The sequence below is a fragment of the Halopseudomonas sp. 4NH20-0008 genome (assembly GCF_057548395.1).
This window is the reverse complement of the sequence record NZ_BAAJMD010000010.1, coordinates 22,511-41,086: the sequence shown is the minus strand read 5'-3', so window position 1 is coordinate 41,086 and position 18,576 is coordinate 22,511. Positions and strand designations below refer to the sequence as shown.

The 18,576-nt window shown below is 58.6% G+C and carries 22 protein-coding genes; 13 read left to right on the top strand and 9 right to left on the bottom strand.

Annotation, left to right across the window (positions count from 1 at the left end):
* Positions 1–23: 23 nt before the first annotated feature.
* Positions 24–1,760 (top strand): C4-dicarboxylic acid transporter DauA, encoded by a 1,737-nt coding sequence (dauA, locus tag AC27HQ_RS11275; RefSeq protein WP_487156265.1) that lies wholly within the window; start codon positions 24–26, stop codon positions 1,758–1,760.
* Positions 1,761–1,773: 13 nt separating this feature from the next.
* Here the strand turns inward: dauA and AC27HQ_RS11270 are convergent, their stop codons facing one another.
* The gene (locus AC27HQ_RS11270; RefSeq protein ID WP_487156264.1) at positions 1,774–2,331 is read right to left on the bottom strand and encodes a hypoxanthine-guanine phosphoribosyltransferase; all 558 of its coding nucleotides are present in this window, start codon (positions 2,329–2,331) and stop codon (positions 1,774–1,776) included.
* Positions 2,332–2,484: 153 nt separating this feature from the next.
* Between AC27HQ_RS11270 and upp the strand changes: the two genes are divergently transcribed.
* Positions 2,485–3,126, top strand: coding sequence for a uracil phosphoribosyltransferase (gene upp / locus AC27HQ_RS11265; RefSeq protein WP_487156263.1), 642 nt, complete (start codon positions 2,485–2,487; stop codon positions 3,124–3,126).
* Positions 3,126–4,376, top strand: a complete 1,251-nt coding sequence (locus AC27HQ_RS11260) for a uracil-xanthine permease family protein (RefSeq protein WP_487156262.1) — start codon at positions 3,126–3,128, stop codon at positions 4,374–4,376. The genes upp and AC27HQ_RS11260 overlap by 1 nt, the downstream gene beginning before the upstream one ends.
* A gap of 8 nt (positions 4,377–4,384) precedes the next feature.
* Here AC27HQ_RS11260 and AC27HQ_RS11255 read toward each other — a convergent pair whose 3' ends face one another.
* The 7 genes from AC27HQ_RS11255 to AC27HQ_RS11225 all read right to left on the bottom strand — a co-directional run bounded on the left by AC27HQ_RS11255 (position 4,385) and on the right by AC27HQ_RS11225 (position 8,925).
* Positions 4,385–4,774 carry a type IV pilin protein gene (locus AC27HQ_RS11255; RefSeq protein ID WP_487156261.1) on the bottom strand — a complete coding sequence of 130 codons (390 nt, stop codon included), beginning with the start codon at positions 4,772–4,774 and terminating at the stop codon, positions 4,385–4,387.
* The gene (locus AC27HQ_RS11250) at positions 4,771–5,046 is read right to left on the bottom strand and encodes a hypothetical protein (protein ID WP_487156260.1); all 276 of its coding nucleotides are present in this window, start codon (positions 5,044–5,046) and stop codon (positions 4,771–4,773) included. Before AC27HQ_RS11250 ends, AC27HQ_RS11255 begins: the two co-directional genes overlap by 4 nt.
* Positions 5,027–5,524 carry a pilus assembly PilX family protein gene (locus AC27HQ_RS11245; protein ID WP_487156259.1) on the bottom strand — a complete coding sequence of 166 codons (498 nt, stop codon included), beginning with the start codon at positions 5,522–5,524 and terminating at the stop codon, positions 5,027–5,029. Before AC27HQ_RS11245 ends, AC27HQ_RS11250 begins: the two co-directional genes overlap by 20 nt.
* A gap of 2 nt (positions 5,525–5,526) precedes the next feature.
* The gene (locus tag AC27HQ_RS11240) at positions 5,527–6,303 is read right to left on the bottom strand and encodes a prepilin-type N-terminal cleavage/methylation domain-containing protein (protein ID WP_487156370.1); all 777 of its coding nucleotides are present in this window, start codon (positions 6,301–6,303) and stop codon (positions 5,527–5,529) included.
* On the bottom strand, positions 6,303–6,788 hold the full coding sequence (gene pilV / locus AC27HQ_RS11235; RefSeq protein ID WP_487156258.1) for a type IV pilus modification protein PilV: 486 nt from the start codon (positions 6,786–6,788) through the stop codon (positions 6,303–6,305). Before pilV ends, AC27HQ_RS11240 begins: the two co-directional genes overlap by 1 nt.
* A 202-nt stretch (positions 6,789–6,990) precedes the next feature.
* On the bottom strand, positions 6,991–8,013 hold the full coding sequence (gene hemH, locus AC27HQ_RS11230; RefSeq protein ID WP_487156257.1) for a ferrochelatase: 1,023 nt from the start codon (positions 8,011–8,013) through the stop codon (positions 6,991–6,993).
* Between the two features lie 15 nt (positions 8,014–8,028).
* Entirely contained in the window at positions 8,029–8,925 is an 897-nt protein-coding gene (locus AC27HQ_RS11225) for a TIGR01777 family oxidoreductase (RefSeq protein ID WP_487156256.1), read from the bottom strand.
* 254 nt (positions 8,926–9,179) lie between these two features.
* On the opposite strand from AC27HQ_RS11225, the gene AC27HQ_RS11220 reads away from it, so the two are divergent.
* The 10 genes from AC27HQ_RS11220 (at position 9,180) to AC27HQ_RS11175 (ending at position 17,970) form a co-directional block, all read left to right on the top strand.
* Positions 9,180–10,169, top strand: coding sequence for an NAD(P)/FAD-dependent oxidoreductase (locus tag AC27HQ_RS11220; protein ID WP_487156255.1), 990 nt, complete (start codon positions 9,180–9,182; stop codon positions 10,167–10,169).
* On the top strand, positions 10,166–10,381 hold the full coding sequence (locus tag AC27HQ_RS11215) for a TIGR02450 family Trp-rich protein (RefSeq protein WP_487156254.1): 216 nt from the start codon (positions 10,166–10,168) through the stop codon (positions 10,379–10,381). Before AC27HQ_RS11220 ends, AC27HQ_RS11215 begins: the two co-directional genes overlap by 4 nt.
* Positions 10,382–10,524: 143 nt before the next feature.
* On the top strand, positions 10,525–11,421 hold the full coding sequence (locus AC27HQ_RS11210) for a MerR family transcriptional regulator (protein WP_487156253.1): 897 nt from the start codon (positions 10,525–10,527) through the stop codon (positions 11,419–11,421).
* Positions 11,418–12,848 carry a deoxyribodipyrimidine photo-lyase gene (phrB, locus tag AC27HQ_RS11205; RefSeq protein WP_487156252.1) on the top strand — a complete coding sequence of 477 codons (1,431 nt, stop codon included), beginning with the start codon at positions 11,418–11,420 and terminating at the stop codon, positions 12,846–12,848. The genes AC27HQ_RS11210 and phrB overlap by 4 nt, the downstream gene beginning before the upstream one ends.
* A complete protein-coding gene (locus AC27HQ_RS11200; RefSeq protein WP_487156251.1) occupies positions 12,845–13,273 on the top strand; it encodes a nuclear transport factor 2 family protein in 429 nt (142 codons plus the stop codon). Before phrB ends, AC27HQ_RS11200 begins: the two co-directional genes overlap by 4 nt.
* Positions 13,270–14,043, top strand: a complete 774-nt coding sequence (locus tag AC27HQ_RS11195) for an SDR family NAD(P)-dependent oxidoreductase (RefSeq protein WP_487156250.1) — start codon at positions 13,270–13,272, stop codon at positions 14,041–14,043. Before AC27HQ_RS11200 ends, AC27HQ_RS11195 begins: the two co-directional genes overlap by 4 nt.
* Positions 14,043–15,290: an NAD(P)/FAD-dependent oxidoreductase gene (locus tag AC27HQ_RS11190; RefSeq protein ID WP_487156249.1), complete on the top strand. Its 1,248-nt coding sequence runs from the start codon at positions 14,043–14,045 to the stop codon at positions 15,288–15,290. Before AC27HQ_RS11195 ends, AC27HQ_RS11190 begins: the two co-directional genes overlap by 1 nt.
* Positions 15,291–15,295: 5 nt before the next feature.
* Positions 15,296–16,108 carry a DUF1365 domain-containing protein gene (locus AC27HQ_RS11185; RefSeq protein WP_487156369.1) on the top strand — a complete coding sequence of 271 codons (813 nt, stop codon included), beginning with the start codon at positions 15,296–15,298 and terminating at the stop codon, positions 16,106–16,108.
* 52 nt (positions 16,109–16,160) lie between these two features.
* Positions 16,161–17,441 carry a class I SAM-dependent methyltransferase gene (locus AC27HQ_RS11180; protein WP_487156368.1) on the top strand — a complete coding sequence of 427 codons (1,281 nt, stop codon included), beginning with the start codon at positions 16,161–16,163 and terminating at the stop codon, positions 17,439–17,441.
* Position 17,442: 1 nt separating this feature from the next.
* The gene (locus AC27HQ_RS11175; RefSeq protein WP_487156248.1) at positions 17,443–17,970 is read left to right on the top strand and encodes a DUF2878 domain-containing protein; all 528 of its coding nucleotides are present in this window, start codon (positions 17,443–17,445) and stop codon (positions 17,968–17,970) included.
* Positions 17,971–18,012: 42 nt separating this feature from the next.
* On the opposite strand, the gene AC27HQ_RS11170 is transcribed toward AC27HQ_RS11175, so the two are convergent.
* Positions 18,013–18,540 (bottom strand): acyloxyacyl hydrolase, encoded by a 528-nt coding sequence (locus tag AC27HQ_RS11170; protein WP_487156247.1) that lies wholly within the window; start codon positions 18,538–18,540, stop codon positions 18,013–18,015.
* Positions 18,541–18,576 lie beyond the last annotated feature (36 nt).

Below are 18,576 nucleotides of genomic sequence, written 5' to 3'. Positions count from 1 at the left end.
TTGCTGTCAATTCAGGATTTGCCATGTCGAATTCGTCAGGCCGCTCATTCCCTCTGTTCAGTGCCCTGCGCGCCAGCCTGCAAGATGGCTACAGTCTGAGCAAGGCGCGCGGCGACCTGCTGGCGGGCATCACGGTCGGTATCATTGCCATTCCGCTGGGCATGGCCCTGGCGATTGCCGTCGGGGTTGCACCTCAGCATGGCTTGTATACCGGGATTGTTGCCGGCCTGATCATTGCGCTGACAGGCGGCTCACGTTTCAATATTTCCGGCCCCACCGCCGCCTTTGTGGTCGTTCTACTACCGATCACCCAGCAATATGGCCTTGGCGGACTGCTGCTGGTGACTGTCATGGCCGGTGTCATCCTGTTCTGTCTGGGCCTGGCTCGGCTGGGCAACCTGATCCAGTTTGTCCCCTACCCGGTGGTCATGGGCTTCACCGCCGGTATCGGCATTGTCATTGCCACCCTGCAGATCACCGATTTTCTAGGTTTGCAGGGCGTGGGTCAGCATCAGCATTACCTTGAACAATGGCAGGCCATCAGCGCGGCCCTGCCGAGCATTCAATGGGGTGACAGCCTGGTCGGACTGAGTACGCTGGCGGTCTTGCTATTGTGGCCACTCTTGACCGCCAAGGTGCCGGGGCATCTGGTTGCCCTGCTGCTTGGTAGCCTGCTAGCCGCTCTGTTATTGAACCTCGACATTCCGGTGGCGACCCTGGGTTCGCGCTTCAGTTTCGAGCTGGACGGCGTGATGCATGCCGGCATACCGCCCTTCGCGCCGCAGTGGGTCTTGCCATGGCGTCTGCCCGGTGGCGACGGCCAACCACTCACGGTGAACTTTGCCTTGATCCGCGATCTGCTGCCCCCGGCGCTGGCGGTCGCCATGCTAGGTGCTATCGAATCACTGCTCTGTGCTCTGGTCGCTGACGGTATGGCCAATACCCGACATGACCCGAATGCCGAGCTCATGGGCCAGGGACTGGGCAACATGCTGGTACCGTTCTTTGGCGGCATAACTGCTACCGCCGCCATTGCCCGCACGGCCACCAGTGTTCGCGCCGGTGCCCATACGCCACTGGCCGGCGTGATACATGCGCTGGTGATTCTGCTGGCGGTGGTGCTGCTGGCCGATCTGTTTGCCTATTTGCCCATGGCCTCACTGGCGGCCATGTTGCTGGTGGTGGCCTGGAACATGAGCGAGGCGCCGCATATCGCGCATATGCTGCGTATCGGACCCCGTCAGGATATCTGGGTATTGCTGATCTGCCTGGTACTGACTGTGCTGTTTGACATGGTGCTGGCGGTGGGGGTTGGTTTGCTGCTGGCCTCGGTCCTGTTCATCAAGCGCATGGCCGATCTCAGCCAGGGCAATAGAGTGCCCAGGCAACTGCACAAAGCCCTCGCCGACCTACCCGACAGCGTAGCCCTGTATCAGATCAACGGCCCGCTGTTCTTTGCCGCCGCCGACAAGGCTCTGCATGCCATGAGCACCTACGATGATGGCATACGCTATCTGGCCATCGATATGCAGGCGGTGCCGAGCATGGATATGAGTGCGCTGGTACTGTTCGAGAAAGCCCTGCATGACCTGCAGCGCCGGGGTATTCAGGTCTACCTGATCGGTGTGCGGGCGCAGGTACGGTTAAAACTCAAACGCGCAGGAGTGGGTGCAGAGCGACAACAACGAATTTTTGTCAGCAGCCCGGACAAGGCCGCACGGCTGATCAACAGGCAACTGGCACAGGTTCAATCAGCCTGAAAGCAGGCCAGTATCAGCCCTCGGGCAGGGCAAAGATGCCCGGAGCATTGCGCCAATAGCCTTTGTAATCGAGGCCGAAGCCGAAGATATAGCGATCCTCGATCTCAAGTCCGGTAAAGTCGGCACGCATGCCCGCATAAGCCTTGCGCCCATGTTGTTTATCCAGCAGAACCGCCGTTAGCACCTGCGCGGCGCCAGCAGCGCGGCAATAGTCGACTATCGCCGCCAGGGTGTGTCCCTCATCGAGGATGTCGTCAATGATCAGCACAGTGCGGCCCTGCAACGCGTGCTCGGCCTGAACTTTCCAGACCAGCTCACCACCGGACAAGGCATTGCGATAACGGCTGGCATGCAGATAACCCAACTGCAAGGCAAAGCTCAGTTTTGGCAGTAACTGCCCGGTCACCACCAGGCCGCCATTCATCACACAATAAACCAGCGGGTCAGTATCAGTCAGGCTGGCATTGATCTCGGCCGCCATGCGATCCAGCGCCGCGTGCAATTGCTGTGGGGTATACAGGCAGTCTGCTGCCGCCATGACCTGCTTGGCCTGCTGTGCATCAATTGTCATGGTCCACTCCACCCGGTAGCTGAGACTGGAAAACTACTGACCTGCCCGGTCAAGTGCAAGTCCTGGGATGCGATGATTTCTGCGGATGACCCCGGCGCTGCCTTGGTTTAACCTGTCTGAATTGTCCGCGCCCCGCATAAAGAGCCCATTACCATGACTGTCAAAGAAATCCGTCATCCGCTTATTCGCCACAAGCTCGGCCTGATGCGCCGCGCCGAGATCAGCACCAAGAACTTTCGCGAACTGGCCCAGGAGGTCGCCGCCCTGCTGACCTACGAGGCGACACAGGACCTGCCGGTTGAGCCCGTGAGTATTGAAGGCTGGTGTGGCCAGGTGGAGGTCGAGAAACTCGCGGGCAAGAAAATCACCGTGGTACCTATATTGCGCGCCGGACTGGGCATGCTCGACGGCGTGCTCAGCCTGATACCCAGCGCCAAAGTCAGCGTCATTGGCCTGGTTCGCAACGAGCAGACCCTCGAAGCAGATAGCTATCTGGAAAAACTGGTCGGCGAACTGAACCAGCGCATGGCCCTGATTATTGACCCCATGCTGGCCACCGGCGGTTCCATGGTCGCCACCATCGACATGCTGAAGAAAGCCGGGGCCCGGGAGATTCGCGCACTGGTACTGGTTGCGGCGCCAGAGGGGATTCGCCGAGTCACGGCAGCCCATCCGGATGTGATTATCTACACCGCCTCGGTTGACCAGTGCCTGAACGAGCACGGCTACATCATCCCGGGCCTGGGTGATGCCGGCGACAAGATCTTTGGTACCAAGCAGAAGGATGTCGACTGATGCAAGCACTGGATACAACCGGCTGGCGCAGTGCCCTCGCCGGCTCACAAATGCTTTTTGTCGCCTTTGGCGCACTGGTGCTGATGCCCTTGCTGACCGGCATGGATCCTAGCGTCGCGCTCTTTACCGCCGGTATCGGCACCTTGATATTCCAGTTCACCACCCAGCGCCAGGTGCCGGTTTTTCTCGCCTCCAGCTTCGCCTTTATCGCCCCCATCATGTACAGCAACCAGACCTGGGGACTGCCGGCCACCCTTGGCGGGCTGATGGTGGCGGGCTTGATGTACATACTCCTGAGCCTGTTGGTACGCCTGCGCGGTCCGGGCTTTATCCAGCGACTGCTGCCACCGGTCGTGGTCGGGCCGGTGATCATGGTGATCGGTCTTGGATTGGCCTCGGTCGCGGTCAACATGGCGATGGGTAAAACCGGCGACGGCAGCGCACAACTGGTCGACTATCCGCTGGCTGTTATCATTGCTTTGGCATCTCTCAGTACCACCATTGCGGTCGCGGTTTTCGCCCGTGGTCTGTTCCGACTGGTGCCAATTCTGGCCGGAGTACTGGTGGGTTACAGCCTGTCGTGGCTGCTTGGCATAGTCGACTTCAGTGCCGTGGGCAAGGCTGACTGGATCGCCATACCAGGCTTTGTCAGCCCGGAATTCAAACTGGCTGCAATTCTCTTCATGATTCCGGTGGCCATCGCACCTGCGATCGAACATATCGGTGATGTGCTAGCTATCGGCTCGGTGACCGGCAAGGACTATATCCGCAAGCCCGGGCTGCAGCGCACCTTGCTCGGTGATGGCCTGGCGACCACTGCGGCGGCGGCGCTTGGCGGGCCGCCAAATACCACTTACTCGGAAGTCACCGGCGCCGTCATGCTGACCCGCAACTTCAATCCGCATGTGATGCTCTGGGCCGCCTGTTTTGCCATCGGTCTGGCCTTTATCGACAAGTTCGGTGCCGTGCTGCTCAGTATGCCGGTGCCGGTCATGGGTGGCATTCTGTGTCTGCTGTTCGGCTCCATTGCTGTGGTTGGCATGAACACCCTGGTACGCCATCAGGTTGACCTGTCGGAAGCACGTAATCTCTGTATCGTCTCGGTCACTCTGGTATTTGGCATCGGCGGCTTGCTGATCGGCAATCAGAGTTTCAGCCTGCAGGGCATCAGCCTGTGTGGTGTTGTGGCTATCCTGCTCAACCTGATTCTGCCGCAGAGCCAGACTGACAAATCCGCAACGGCCGACTGAGTCGCTGCTTACCAGCAGCGCGCGTCCGCGGGCAGACGCCGGCCAAGGTGGTCAAGCTGGTAATGGTTACAGGGGTCGTCCTGCATCAGCCCACCCGCGACGGCGCGGGCACTGAGCCGATAACTGTGCTGATCAAACTCCAGCGCCAGTCGAAACAGCGCCCTGCCATTGCGCGGACTTTGCTGATGCAGGCCAGCTACGGCGGTGTAGGCGCCCTGTAGCGCACGCTGGCGCTCAAGCTGCTGGGCGTTTTCCAGCAACAGCCCTGCGACTTCCGCGCGACGCCCCTTGCGCTGATGTTCCTGATAGGCCGGCAAGGCCAGGGTCAACAACAACGCAGCTATCAGCAGCACCACCAGTAGCTCGATCAGCGTAAACGCCGCCTCACCTGCCTTCATCGGACTTGCCGCCAAAGGATGCGGGTCAGCGCGCAATCGGCATGGGCCACCAGCTTGAGGTCGCCGCTGACCCGCGGGATCGCCAGCTCTCTATCGGCACAGGCATCCTCTTCAGCGTCTACTGCCTGCCCATGGATCTGGACACTGACGACCTGACCCGAATCCACCGGTCGCTGAGAACCCGCCTCGCTGTCTGTGGCTGACGCCGGCAGTGCCAGAGCACCGAGATACAAGCTCAAAAGGCAACAAAGCTTACCTGGGTTGAAGTTCATACACAGCCTCCACAAGACTATGGTGTGACGCGCTCAACGCGATGACAGCCAGCCGGTAACGGCGGCCCTGTAACGGCGTCTGATCCGACTGATCCGGGGTCGCTGGCGGCAACAATGACAACCGATACCAATGATTGATGCCGTCGGCATGGCTCTGAACCGGGATGGGCCGCCAGCCAGCCGCGCTGAGTTGCTCAGCACCAACCGGATTGCCTGTAGCCGACAAACCGCAATCAGACTGAGGACAGGGCAGCTCGGGCAGCGCCATGTCGCCACTCAACAGGGCCCGCTCAAGCATAACCAGGGCATTCTCGGCAGACAGCAACAACCCCTGCTGACTTAGGTAGTTACCGGCCATACGCTGCTGATTGATGGCCGCTTGTGAACCCGCTAAGGCGAGCAGGGTCACCATCAGCAAAAAAACCAGGCAGATCGCCAGGACTGCACCATCCTCCCTGAGCCTGGGAACAATAGGCATGTTCAATGCTCCCTAAGCGGCGGATTGCGCAACATGACCACCTGGGTAAAAGTCCGGCTTATGGCGTCGACACCATTGCTGCCGAATAACAGATGCAGGCGCACCGAGCGCAGACGAGGTAAAGTCTGGGCAGTCAATGTCGTTTGATAATCGCCCGCCACCTGCATTTGCTCCGGGCTGGCCGCCAGACCAAAGCTCAGGTCAAAGGCATGGACATCCTCCACCAGCGTGTCGAAGCGTCCACGTCCATGGAGCCGCACCTGTAAGCCCGTCTCGGCCAAGCGGTACTCCACCAGACGCACGGGAATCAATACTTCCCCGGCTTCCAGCGTTAAACCCGGGCCGTCACTGATACGCATGCGGTGCTGACAGTCACTGGCGAGCAACCAGGTCGCACCATAGCGCCAGGCGGGCAGATTCGTGCGACGGTCCGAGACAGGTAAAGCACTGACCAGGCGCAATACCCCGTTATCGACACTGACTGGCTGACTCAGGGCAGGCGGCAAGAGGTGCTGCTGTTCGCTGTCCAGGTGCTGCCAGTCGAGGCATTGATAGGCGCCTGCCTGGCGCACATCAGCGCTTAGTCGCTCGATGACAAACCGGGCGTTTTCCTGAGTCATGGCTACCTGCTGCTGCAGGGCGAAGGTCTGCTTGCTGGCCAGAAAAAGTTGCAGCAAGCCAGTAATGAGCGTCAGTCCGAGCGCCAGCGCGATCAGCAACTCAATCAGGCTCAAGCCAGCCTGTCTTCGCCTCGCATAGGACGGAGCAGACGGAGTCATCATATCTCTGCCCCCATCAGCGCACGCAGCCTTACCTGGGCCGGCGTGGCATCAATTCGCTGCTCTGACCAACTGAGCTCGACCTCTACCCAGTCGCCACTGATGTCGATGCGCGCCTGGCCCTCAGGCAGATGACAGGCGACCGCTGCGGCAAAATCTGCAATATCCCGAGCAAGAATGCCCGGCGCGGGAACTGACGGCTGACAGTCACCCTGGTAATGCCCCGCATAGCCTGCCAACTCTCCGGCATTAGCGCGCATGCGCTCAATCATGTTCTGGGCAATGAAACCAGCGTGGGTAATGTGGCCTGCACTGCTGCTGTACTTGAGTGCATTGAGCTGAAGACTGGCAGCACCCAACACCCCGACACTGAGGATCAGCAGGGCAACCAGCAACTCCAGAAGGGAAAAACCGGGTGAGCAACCTCGAGGGCGACGCGCGTGACTGAGGTTGGCGTAGTGCAGCACCGATCTGTGACTATCCATGTCTCAGAATCCAGTTAAGGCCGAGACAACGGGACAGCGGCGGGCAATTGAAGTGAAGAGAAAAATACCAGTCTGAATCACGGTTTTACAGCGCTATTGCGCCTATCAACGCGGTAAAAACGTGACTTCCTTGGCAAAAACAGACTTTTTATGCCCCTGAATACCGGTGCAAGGGCATAAAAATCTCAAACACCGCCGCACATCAGGCAGCGCTCGGCTCGGTTCGGCACCAATCTGCCAAGGTCTCTATCCATTGCGGATGGTCATTGAGACAGGGCACCAGAACCAGCTCCTCACCACCCGCCTCGATAAACTGTTCCCGCGCCCGATCACCGATCTCCTCCAGCGTCTCGATGCAATCGGCGACAAAAGCCGGGCACATGACCAGCAAGCGTTTGACGCCCTGGGCAGCCAGTTCGTCGATACGTGCTTCGGTATAGGGCTCAATCCACTTGTCCTTGCCCAACCGGGACTGAAAAGCCAGCGACCACTGATCGTCAGTCATACCCATGCGCTGGGTGAAGGCGCGGGTCACGGACACGCACTGGGCGCGATAACAGGTAGCGTGGGCCGGGGATGGACGATCACAACAGTCGGGATAGGCCAGGCAATGTGACTTGGTCGGATCAGCCTTGCGTAGGTGCCGCTCAGGCAAGCCATGGTAACTGAACAGGACATGGTCAAAGCCCTGCTCCAGGTGTCCTGAGGCGCTGGCAACAAGGGCATCGATATAGCCGGGGCGTGCATGGAAGGCCGGCACCACCGTCAGTTTCAGGTCCAGCTTGTGCTCGGCGATGACCCGCTCAGCTTCGCGGATCGAGGTCGTGGTGGTGCTGTCGGCATGCTGCGGATACTGCGGCATGAACAGCACTTCCTTTATTCCGGGACGCTTGGCGAGCGCCAGCAGTCCGTTTTCAATCGACGGCTGACCGTAGCGCATGGCCAGCTCCACCGGCATATCCAGCTTGGCCTGCAGCGCCTGCTGCACACGGCGACTGATCACCACCAGCGGCGAGCCCTCTTCCCACCAGATCGATGCATAGGCTTCAGCGGACTTTTTCGGACGCAACAACAGAATCAGACCCACCAGCAGCCGGCGCAACGGCCAGGGCAGATCCACAACATAGGGATCCATCAGGAACTGGTTTAGGTAACGGCGCACATCAGCCACCTCGGTACTTGCAGGGGAGCCGAGGTTGGCAAGCAAAACCGCACGATCAGACATCAGTAGATTACTCCTTCAGGGATGAACAACGTCAGCCAGCGCCGTATCAAGCTGATCAAACCGGAACCGGTAACCCGCCTTCAACAGCTTTTCCGGCACCGCATTTTGTCCGGTCAAAAGCAAGCCGGCCATTTCACCCAGCGCCAGTTTCAGGGCAAAACCGGGCAAGGGGATGAACGCAGGCCGACCAAAGGCCTTGCCCAAGGCTTGGGCGAAGACCTTGTTCGTCACCGGGTTGGGTGCCGTCGCATTATAGGGCCCTTTGCACTCCGGCGATTGCAACAGAAACTGGATAATACCCACCATATCCTCAAGATGGACCCAGGGCATGTAATGCTTTCCCGAGCCAATAGGACCACCCAGCCCGAGCTTGAATGGCATACGCAGGCGCTGCAAAAAGCCGCCGTCCGCGGCCAGCACCAATCCGGTTCTGAGCAGGCAGACCCTGATGCCATGCGCGCCAGCTCGCTTGGCCGCCGACTCCCAGGCATCACAGAGAGTATGGGTATATTCGGTACGGGCAGGACTGGCCTCGGTAATCAGACTGTCACCACCGTCACCATACCAGCCAACCGCCGAGCCGCTGACCAGAACCTTCGGTTTTACCGACAAGGTGCCTATCCAGCTGACAAGCTGCTCGGTCAGGGTAACCCGGCTGGCCCACAGTGCCGCTTTGCGCTTGTCCGTCCAGGGCTTGTCGGCAATGGGTTCTCCGGCCAGATTGACCACGGCCTCGATACCGGCCTCGTTCAAATCGCTTAATTGCCCAACGCCACGCACCTGGTGGCCACAGACACCGGCAACACGCTCAGGCTGTCTGCTCAAGACACTGACCTGATGACCATCGCTGACGAGGCGCTTGCACAGGGCGCTGCCAATCAGGCCTGTACCTCCGGTAACGAGTACATGCATAGTTCAGGACTCCATGTCGTAAAGTAAAAACGGATAAGTCGGCATGCTGAGACCCGCCTCAGAAAGGTTGGAGTGGATCTGCATGCAACTGAAGGTGACAGAGGCGAAGCATAGCAGTCCGGGATAACAGGAACTTGCAGACAGTTCACAATTACAGGATGCTATACAGAGAATTATGTATGTACAAGTTTTGTCGAGCTAACAAGTGTTAAATTTATAACGTCCCCGCGATCACACAGGAACCCTGAAACATTATGCATGCCATGGATATTGCAGTGATTGGCGCCGGCTTGGCTGGCATCAGTGCGGCCAAAGCCTTGACCGATGCCGGCCACAAGGTAGTGCTGTTTGACAAGAGTCGCGGTAGCGGCGGGCGCATGAGCAGCAAACGGACCGAGTACGGCGACATGGATATGGGCGCTCAGTACTTCACCGCCCGTGATCACCATTTCCGCCATGAGCTGAAACACTGGCTTGACCAAGGCTGGGTAGCCGAATGGCAACCGGCGCTGTTTATTCATGACCAGGACGGCCTGCGACCCTCGCAGGACGAACAACAACGCTTTGTTGGCGCCCCGCGCATGACCGCCCTGTCGCGCGGGTTGCTGGAGGATCTGAAGCTGGTTAGCAACACCCGCATAATCCGACTCCAGCAACAGAACGAAAAGGCCTGGGAACTGATCGACGAACAACAGCAGGTGCATGGTCCTTTCGATCGTATCGTTGTCGCCGCACCCGCACCACAGGCCGCGCCGTTGCTCGAGCCGGCCATGCAACTGGCCCAGGCTGCAGCGCAAATAGACATGGAGCCGGGCTGGGCGCTGGCCGTCAGCTTTGCTGAACCACTCGATACTCCAGTCGAGGCTTGCTTTGTGCGCTCCGGCTGCCTGGACTGGATATCCCGCAACAGCAGCAAACCCGGACGCACGGGCAACGCAGATAACTGGGTATTGCAGGCGACACCCGCCTGGAGTAGCGAGCACATCGATACTGACAAGGAAGAGATCATTCAGTTGATGCTGGCATCTTTTTCCAAGGTACTGGGGTTCAACCTGCCTGCAGCCAACTTCGTGCATGCACACCGCTGGCTCTATGCCCGCCCTTCCGCCGACGCGCAATGGGGCGCCCTGGCAGCGCCAGAAAAGGGTATTTACGCCTGCGGCGACTGGTGCATGGGTGGGCGAATGGAAAATGCCTGGCTGAGTGGTCGTCAGGCAGCCCATGCGTTACTCGGGTTACGATGAACAGATTCAATCCACGCAAGTTGTTGCACTCGAAATGGACCGCCGTGCAACCGCGCAATCGGGAAAAGCATTTTATGGTGACTGCCTGTATCGAAGATGAGCAGGCCACCATCATCAGTGTCGAGCTTGAAGCGGTGCTCAGCCGTCGCAGTGAAATTCTGGACTGGCACGGATTGCAGGACCGCGACCAGTGGCGACAAGGCTGGCATTAACCACAAGTATTTAAATACTTGTACAAATCAACGCGTCGTGTAGACTAAATCTTATACAGGAACATATAGCTGTATAAGTAGAGGTCGATCATGCTCACACCCTATAGCGCACCATATCGCCCCACCGACAGCGCCGGACGCCTATGGATATGAACTCCAGCGTCATGCTGCCGATCCGTGAAGTCAGCAAGGTAACCGGGGTAAACCCGGTCACCCTGCGGGCCTGGGAGCGCCGCTACGGTTTAATAAAGCCGCACCGCACCAGCACCGGACATCGACTCTACACTGAAGCCAATGTTCGCCAGATTCAGGATATTCTGACCTGGCTTGGGCGCGGCGTCGCCGTCGGTCAGGTCAAGCAACTGATCAACAATCCGTCCAACCCCAAAGACGCCACTGGCTCACAGTCACTGCGGCTGATCCAGCACTACAGCCACGCTCTGCAGCAGTTTGACAAAGTACGTCTCAATCAGCTGTTTGCAGACAATGTGCTCAACCTGGATAAACTCGAACTCTGCAAAGAAGTTTTCGAACCGCTGCTGGCGCAACTGCATAATCGCTGGCAAGGTCAGTTCGGTAGCCACATTGAAGAAGCCTTCTTTCATGGTTGGTGGCACAGTACCCTGTCGCAGTGCCTGCAACAGGCCAATAATGCCCTTGATGATGCGCCCGTGCTGCTGGCTAGCCTGTCAGACCAACACTGTGAAGCGGACATGTGGTTATTGGCCTTCATGCTCAGTGCATCCGGCTACCGTGTCGAAGTAATTGAATGGGAGGTTCCGGCCAGTGAGCTGTCACTGCTTACCGATCATGAAGCACCCCAAGCGCTGGTCCTTTTCAGCAGCCAATCCTTGCAGCTCGCGCAACTGCGCCGCCATTTGCCGACCTTGATGACGCATCTGCCCGGAACCCTGATGATCGCTGGTCCAACCATCAGAATTCACCACCAAGCGCTTCATTCGCTTGGCCTTGGCCTGCTTGAAGAACGGGCAACAGAAAGTCATGCGCTGCTGCTGGATATCCTCGGGGGTCGGCAATGAAGCCTGTACAGCTGTGCTGGTTGCGCAATGACTTGCGCCTGCAGGATAACCACGCCCTTTACCGCGCCAGCTTGGAAGGCCCAGTTGTCGCCGTATGCACGATTAGCGCACAAACCTGGTTGGCGCATGATGACGCGGCCATCAAGATCGACTTCTGGCTGCGTAACCTCAAGGCGCTGACGCTTCGCTTGCAGGACAGGCATATACCGCTGCGCGTGATCAGTCTGGACAGCTGGACCGACGCACCCCAACGCCTCATGACGCTGGCCAATGAGCTCGGCGCAAAGGGATTATTCTTCAACAACGAATATGGCATACATGAACAGCAGCGCGACGATCTAGTGATGCAGCATTTCACTGATAACGGGCTGAGTTGCCAGCGTTTTACCGATCAGATCCTGTTTACCCCGGGCAGCCTGCTGACCCAAGCCGGCGGCATGTTCAAGGTTTACAGTCAGTTTCGCAAAAAGGCTTATCTGCAACTGCACGAACGACTTCCCGCTTGTCTGCCTGAGCCAGCCATACAGGCCGAAACAACCATTCAATCTGATCCATTGCCCGATAGCATTAACGGCTTCAGCGCTGTCAGCCAAGACCAGCGCCAGCTCTGGCCAGCGGGTGAACAGGCCGCCGTCGAGCGGCTGAGGCTCTTTGCCGATGACGTCATGCAGAGCTATGACAGTACACGCGACCTGCCGGCCGTTGATGGCACCAGCCGGCTTTCGGCGTATCTGGTCGCCGGCGTACTGTCGCCACGCCAATGCCTGCATGCGGCCATCGGCGCCAACCGCGGCGAGTTCGACAGCGGTAATCCCGGCGCGGTTAGCTGGATCAACGAACTGCTGTGGCGTGAGTTTTACAAGCATATCCTGGTCTGCTATCCGCACGTATCACGGCATCGCGCTTTCCGTCCGGAAATGGAACAGGTGCCCTGGCGCGACGACAAGGCAGCCTTGCAAGCCTGGCAACAGGGTCAAACCGGCATCCCGATCATCGATGCCGCCATGCGCCAGCTCCTGGCAACCGGCTGGATGCATAACCGACTGCGTATGCTGACGGCCATGTTTCTGACAAAAAACCTACTGATCGACTGGCGCGAAGGTGAGCGCTGGTTCATGCGCAACCTGATTGATGGTGACCTGGCGGCTAACAACGGTGGCTGGCAGTGGAGCGCTTCTACCGGCACCGATGCAGCGCCGTATTTCCGCATTTTCAACCCGGTCAGCCAGTCGCGCAAGTTTGACCCCAAGGGCGAGTTCATCCGCACCTGGGTACCCGAACTGGCCCACTACGACGCCAAACAGATCCATGAGCCACCCGCAGCAGATCTGTTTTCTGCCCACAGTTACCCGAAACCCATTGTTGACCTTGGTTCCAGTCGCAAACGTGCATTGGATGCCTTCAAAAACCTGGGAGAAACGGCATGAACAAGGACTTTCCCCGGTATTTCGCCGAGGCGTTCGCCGCACTGAACAAGGACAATCTGGCGTCCATGGCTGATTTTTATCATGCCGATCTACACTTCACCGATCCCCTGCATGAGGTTGTCGGCCTGGACGCCATGACCCACTACTGCGCACAACTCTATGAGAACGTCACATCAATCCACTTCGACTTTCAACAGATTGATGTGCTTGCCGAGGGCGAAGCAGTATTGCGCTGGGTCATGACCTATCAGCATCCGCGCCTCAAATCCGGCAAGCCTATCGCCGTTCCGGGTTGCAGCTTTATCGCCTATCGCGATGACAAGGTCTATCGGCACCGGGACTATTATGATGCCGGCGCCCTGCTGTATGAACACATTCCGCTATTTGGCAGTCTGATACAGTGGTTAAAAAGGAGATTGGCATGAGCGCGCAAAAACGTATCTGGCTGACTGGCGCGTCCAGCGGCATCGGCCTGACCATGGCCGAAAAACTGGCTGCCCAGGGCCACCTGCTGGCTCTGAGTGCGCGTCGGGCTGAACCTCTGCAAGCGCTGTCCGATCGCTTCCCCGGACAGATACTGGTTCTGCCGACCGACCTCACCGACCTTGATCAGGTCAAGGCCGCCGGAGACGCCATGCTTGAAGCCTGGGGCGCCCTGGACTGGGCCATTCTGAATGCCGGTTGTTGCGAATACGTCGATGTCGATCGTTTCGACTCAGCGCTTTTCCAGCGCGTCATGCAGGCCAATGTGCAGGGCAGCGTTCACTGTATCGAAGTGGCTCTACCGCTGCTGCGCAAGGGCGAGCAGCCACGGCTGGTTGGCGTTGGCAGCAGCGTGACCTTTTTGCCTCTACCCCGGGCAGAAGCCTATGGCGCCTCAAAGGCGGCCATGCGCTACCTGTTTCAGGCACTGGAACTGGATCTGGCGCAATGGAAGATCGGCGTTACCCTGGTCAGCCCCGGTTTTGTCGAAACGCCCATGACCGCAGTCAACGACTTTCCGATGCCCATGCAGGTCAGCAGCGACAAGGCCGCCGAGATCATCATCCGTGGCCTGCATAAGGGCAAGCGTGAAATCCGCTTCCCCGGTTTGTTCATCGGCGTACTGCGATTGCTCGGCAGCCTGCCTGGCAGTCTGCGCTTTGCCCTGACCAAGGGCATGGCCCGTCCCTCTGAAGAAAAGGAACAGCATTGATGCGGGTTGCGATTGTAGGCTCAGGTATTTCCGGACTGGTGTGCGCCAGATTGCTGTCGCGCCAGCACGAGGTCTGTGTATTTGAGGCGGCGGACTGGGTTGGTGGTCATACCCATACAGTCGATGTCGAGGTCAAAGGTCGCCAGTATGCCGTGGATACCGGCTTCATCGTGTTCAATGACTGGACCTACCCGAACTTTATTCGCCTGATGGATCAGATCGGGGTCAGTTCACGGGAGACCGAGATGAGCTTCTCCGTTCATGACCCGGCCAGTGGACTGGAGTACAACGGTCATAGCATCAATAGTCTTTTTGCCCAGCGCAGCAACCTGTTTTCACCAGCCTTCATCGGCATGGTCAGGGACATTTTGCGCTTCAACCGCGAGGCCATGGCCGAACTGGACAAGGGCAGTATTCAAGCCGACATCACCCTGGGTGAGTACCTCAAGAGCAAAGGCTATGGCCAACGCTTTATTGACCATTACATCATTCCCATGGGCGCGGCCATCTGGTCCATGTCACTGGCAGACATGCTGGCTTTTCCGTTGCAGTTTTTCGTGCGCTTCTTCCGCAACCATGGTTTGCTGTCGGTCAGTGATCGCCCTCAATGGCGGGTCATCAAGGGTGGCTCTAGCGCCTACATCAAGCCGCTGATCGAGCCCTTTCGCGACAACATCCTGCTGAACTGTCCGGTGCAGCAGATTCGCCGCGACGACCAGGGCGTCACGCTGATCAGTGCGCGTGGCGAAGAGCACTTCGACAAGGTCATTCTGGCCTGCCACAGCGATCAGGCGCTGGCCATGCTGGCCGACCCCAGTGACGCCGAACGCGATATCCTCGGCGCCATCGGCTATGCCGACAACGACGTTGTATTGCACACCGACACCCGCCTGCTACCTAAACGCAAGCTGGCCTGGGCCAGCTGGAACTACCGCCTTGGTCAGGCGGTTGAACGCCCAGCGGCGGTGACCTACAACATGAACATTCTGCAGGGTATCGAATCGGACACCACCTTCTGCGTCAGCCTGAACCAGACCGAGGCCATAGACCCGAAGCAAATCCTTGCCCGTTTCACCTATGCCCACCCGCAGTTCAGCTTGGCCGCCAGTGCTGCCCAGGCGCGCTGGCAGGAACTGCTCGGTGAACAGCATACCTATTACTGCGGCGCCTACTGGGCCAACGGCTTCCATGAGGATGGCGTGGTCAGTGCACTACGCGTTACCAGCGCCTTGGGAGAGTCGCTCTGATGTCACTGCATAGTGCGCTCTATACCGGGCAGGTTCGGCACCGCCGACATGCCCCGCGCAAACATGCCTTCAACTACCGCATCAGCTTGCTGTGGCTGGATCTACAGGAGCAGGCCGAGGTGTTTTCCATGAGTGGGCTATGGTCCGGCCGCTGGTGGTCGCCCATGCGCTTTCGTGAAGCCGACTACCTGACCCAGCATCGCCAGCCGGGAGAATCACTGCAACAGTCAGCCCAACGTCTGGTGCTGACCCAACTGGGTCTGGATCTGCACGGCCCGGTTCGACTGCTGACCCAGGTACGCAGCTTCGGCATGTTGTTCAACCCGGTGTCGTTCTTCTACTGCCATGACGCCGCTGGACAACTGCGAGCCATTATTGCCGAGGTCTCCAACACACCCTGGCGTGAGCGTTTCTGTTACGTCATGGCCACTGACAGCAGCCAGGCCCTGCAGCACTTCGAGTTGGACAAAGCCTTTCATGTCTCGCCCTTTCTGCCAGCCGAGCTGCACTACCGCATGCGCTTCAACCAACCGCAGCAATCGCTACTGGTGCATATGGAGGATTGGCAGGGCGACAGCAAGCTGTTCGATGCCACCCTGACCCTGTCACGTAATCCGCTCAGTGCCAGCTTGCTGCGCCGTGAAGCACTGTCATTCCCCTTTATGGTCGCCAAGACCGTCATAGGGATTTACTGGCAAGCCTTGCGCCTGGCCATCAAGCGCACACCGATATTTGATCATCGTTCGCCACCGCTGAGCGCTGTGGCAACCACCGCCATTCAGGTTAAGGAGCAGTCCGATGAAAGCCAACAGGTCTGAATCAGCCGCCAGCTGTTGTGATGCGGTCAAGCCTGACGCCCGCGAGCGCACAATGGCCTTGCTCGGCAATACCCGAGAAGCCAGTCCAGAGGATAAAACCCGCAACAGCTGGCTGGTGCGCCTCAGCCGCCAGTTGGTGCTGCGCCAGCTCAAGGCGCTGCAGCGCGGCACCCTGACCATCCACGACCGGGGCCAGGCCATGCATTTTGGCCAGGCCGACGCCGATGGCCTGCACGCTGAAATCCATGTGCACAGCCAGGCGGCCTACCCGCTGATTGCCAGCAACGGCAGCATCGGTTCAGGCGAGGCCTATATTCATGGTTACTGGACTACCCCGGACCTGACCGCGGTAACCAAGATCTTCGTGCGCAACCTGGATGTGCTGGATGCCATGGAAAAGGGGCTGGCACGCCTTGGCCTGCCGGCCCTTAAACTGCTGCACTGGCTCAACCGCAACACGCTCAAGGGTTCCCGGCGCAATATTCAGGCGCACTATGACCTGGGTAATGACCTGTTTGAAAACTTCCTTGACCCGACCATGATGTATTCGGCCGCCGTGTTTCCACCGGATTCGGACAATCTGGAACAGGCGCAACTGAACAAACTCGAACGCATCTGCCGCAAACTGGAGCTCAAGCCCGAGGATCACCTGCTGGAAATCGGTACCGGCTGGGGCAGCATGGCGATCTATGCGGCCCAGCATTATGGCTGCCGGGTAACCACCACCACGCTATCGCGCGAACAGCTCGCCTATGCCACCGCCAAGGTCGAGGCGCTGGGACTGCAGGATCGAGTGACCCTGTTGTTGCAGGACTACCGCGAACTGACCGGCACCTATGACAAATTGGTATCGATCGAAATGGTCGAAGCCGTCGGTCACGCCTACTTCCGTACCTACTTCGAGACCTGCGCCAAACTGCTCAAGCCACATGGCATGATGCTGTTGCAGGCCATCACCATACGCGATCAGCGCTACGACCAGGCCCGCCGCAGTGTCGACTTTATCCAGCGCTATATCTTCCCCGGCGGCTCTCTACCCTCGGTCAGTCTGGTGGGCGAGCTGACACGCCGTCATACCGATCTGTCCATGCTGCACCTGGAAGATATTGGCAGCCATTACGCGCGCACACTGCGGATCTGGCACGACAACCTGAAGAATGCCCGCGGCCATCTTGAGCATCTCGGATATGATGACTACTTTTTCCGGCTCTGGGAGTTTTATCTGTGCTATTGCGAAGGCGGCTTCATTGAGCGCTCGATCGGCACCGCTCAGATTCTGCTGAGCAAGCCCAACGCCCGACCGGAACTCAACCTGTATGAATTGGGAGCCTGACATGCGCCTCAAACTGCTGGCCAACGCACTGCTGTTCCAGGCCGGCTGGTTTGCCTGCGTGCTGGGCGGTAACAGTCTCTGGCTGCTGATCCCTTTGGCCGCCTTGCTGATCCACTTTTTCTGGGTCAGCAGCTGGGCGGCAGAAGGCAAACTGGTCATAAGCGTCATGCTGGCTGGGGCCGCCCTGGACTCCTTTCTGTTACAGATGGGCGTGTTTCGCTTTCCCGGTGATTCTCCGCTGGCACCGCTCTGGCTGGTCACCCTCTGGGCACTGCTGGCTACCACGCTGAATCATTGCCTGGCCTGGACGGCCAAACCGATCTGGCTGGCCGCCTTGCTGGGGGCCGTATCGGGACCCTTCTCGTACTTTGCCGGTGCTGCTATGGCTGACGTAGGTCTGCCTCTGGGACCAACATCCAGCGCGCTGTTGCTGGCCGGTATCTGGGCGATCGTCTTTCCATTACTGCACGGTTTTGCCCATCTTTATCGAGAACAGTTGCGGCTGCGTCAAACCCCTGAAAGAGGGTGAAGAAGCGACGTCACATCAGACGGGTATTCGTCTGAATAGCATTCAGAACGGCATGCGGAAATACACAGCGGTCTTCTCGACGCCCATATTGGGCTGCTTTATGCCGGCATTGGAATAGTGATACCAGCGCAAACCAAGCTCACTACCCGATGGCAGGCGCACACCGGCGCCAAGCACATCCTCGAACTGAAAACGGCTGGCAATATCGGTATTGGTCGGGAAGCGCGTTTCAGAGAACAACGCCACACCAATGCCACCCTCCAGGAAAGGCGTGAAACGCCGCCCAGACGCGCTGAAGTTCAATTGAAACATCGGCGTCAGCGACACAGTATTGATATTGGCCCGCTCCCAGTGCGTGAAGCCCGCATCCCAATAGCCACCCAGCTGCATGGAGCCAGACTGGCTCTGCCACAGAGTGCGGCCAAAGTCGAACTGCAGGCTGGCACGATAAGTAGTATCCGATTCCGAACTGTGCCCCGCTTCCAGCGTGAACGAGGTTTGCGACATGACAGCGGGAGCCGAACACAGCAGCGCTGCACAGGCGATCAGCCGAAGCTGGGATTTCAACATGGGACGTTCCTTAACAGGCTTTTAACAGAAAGTAGC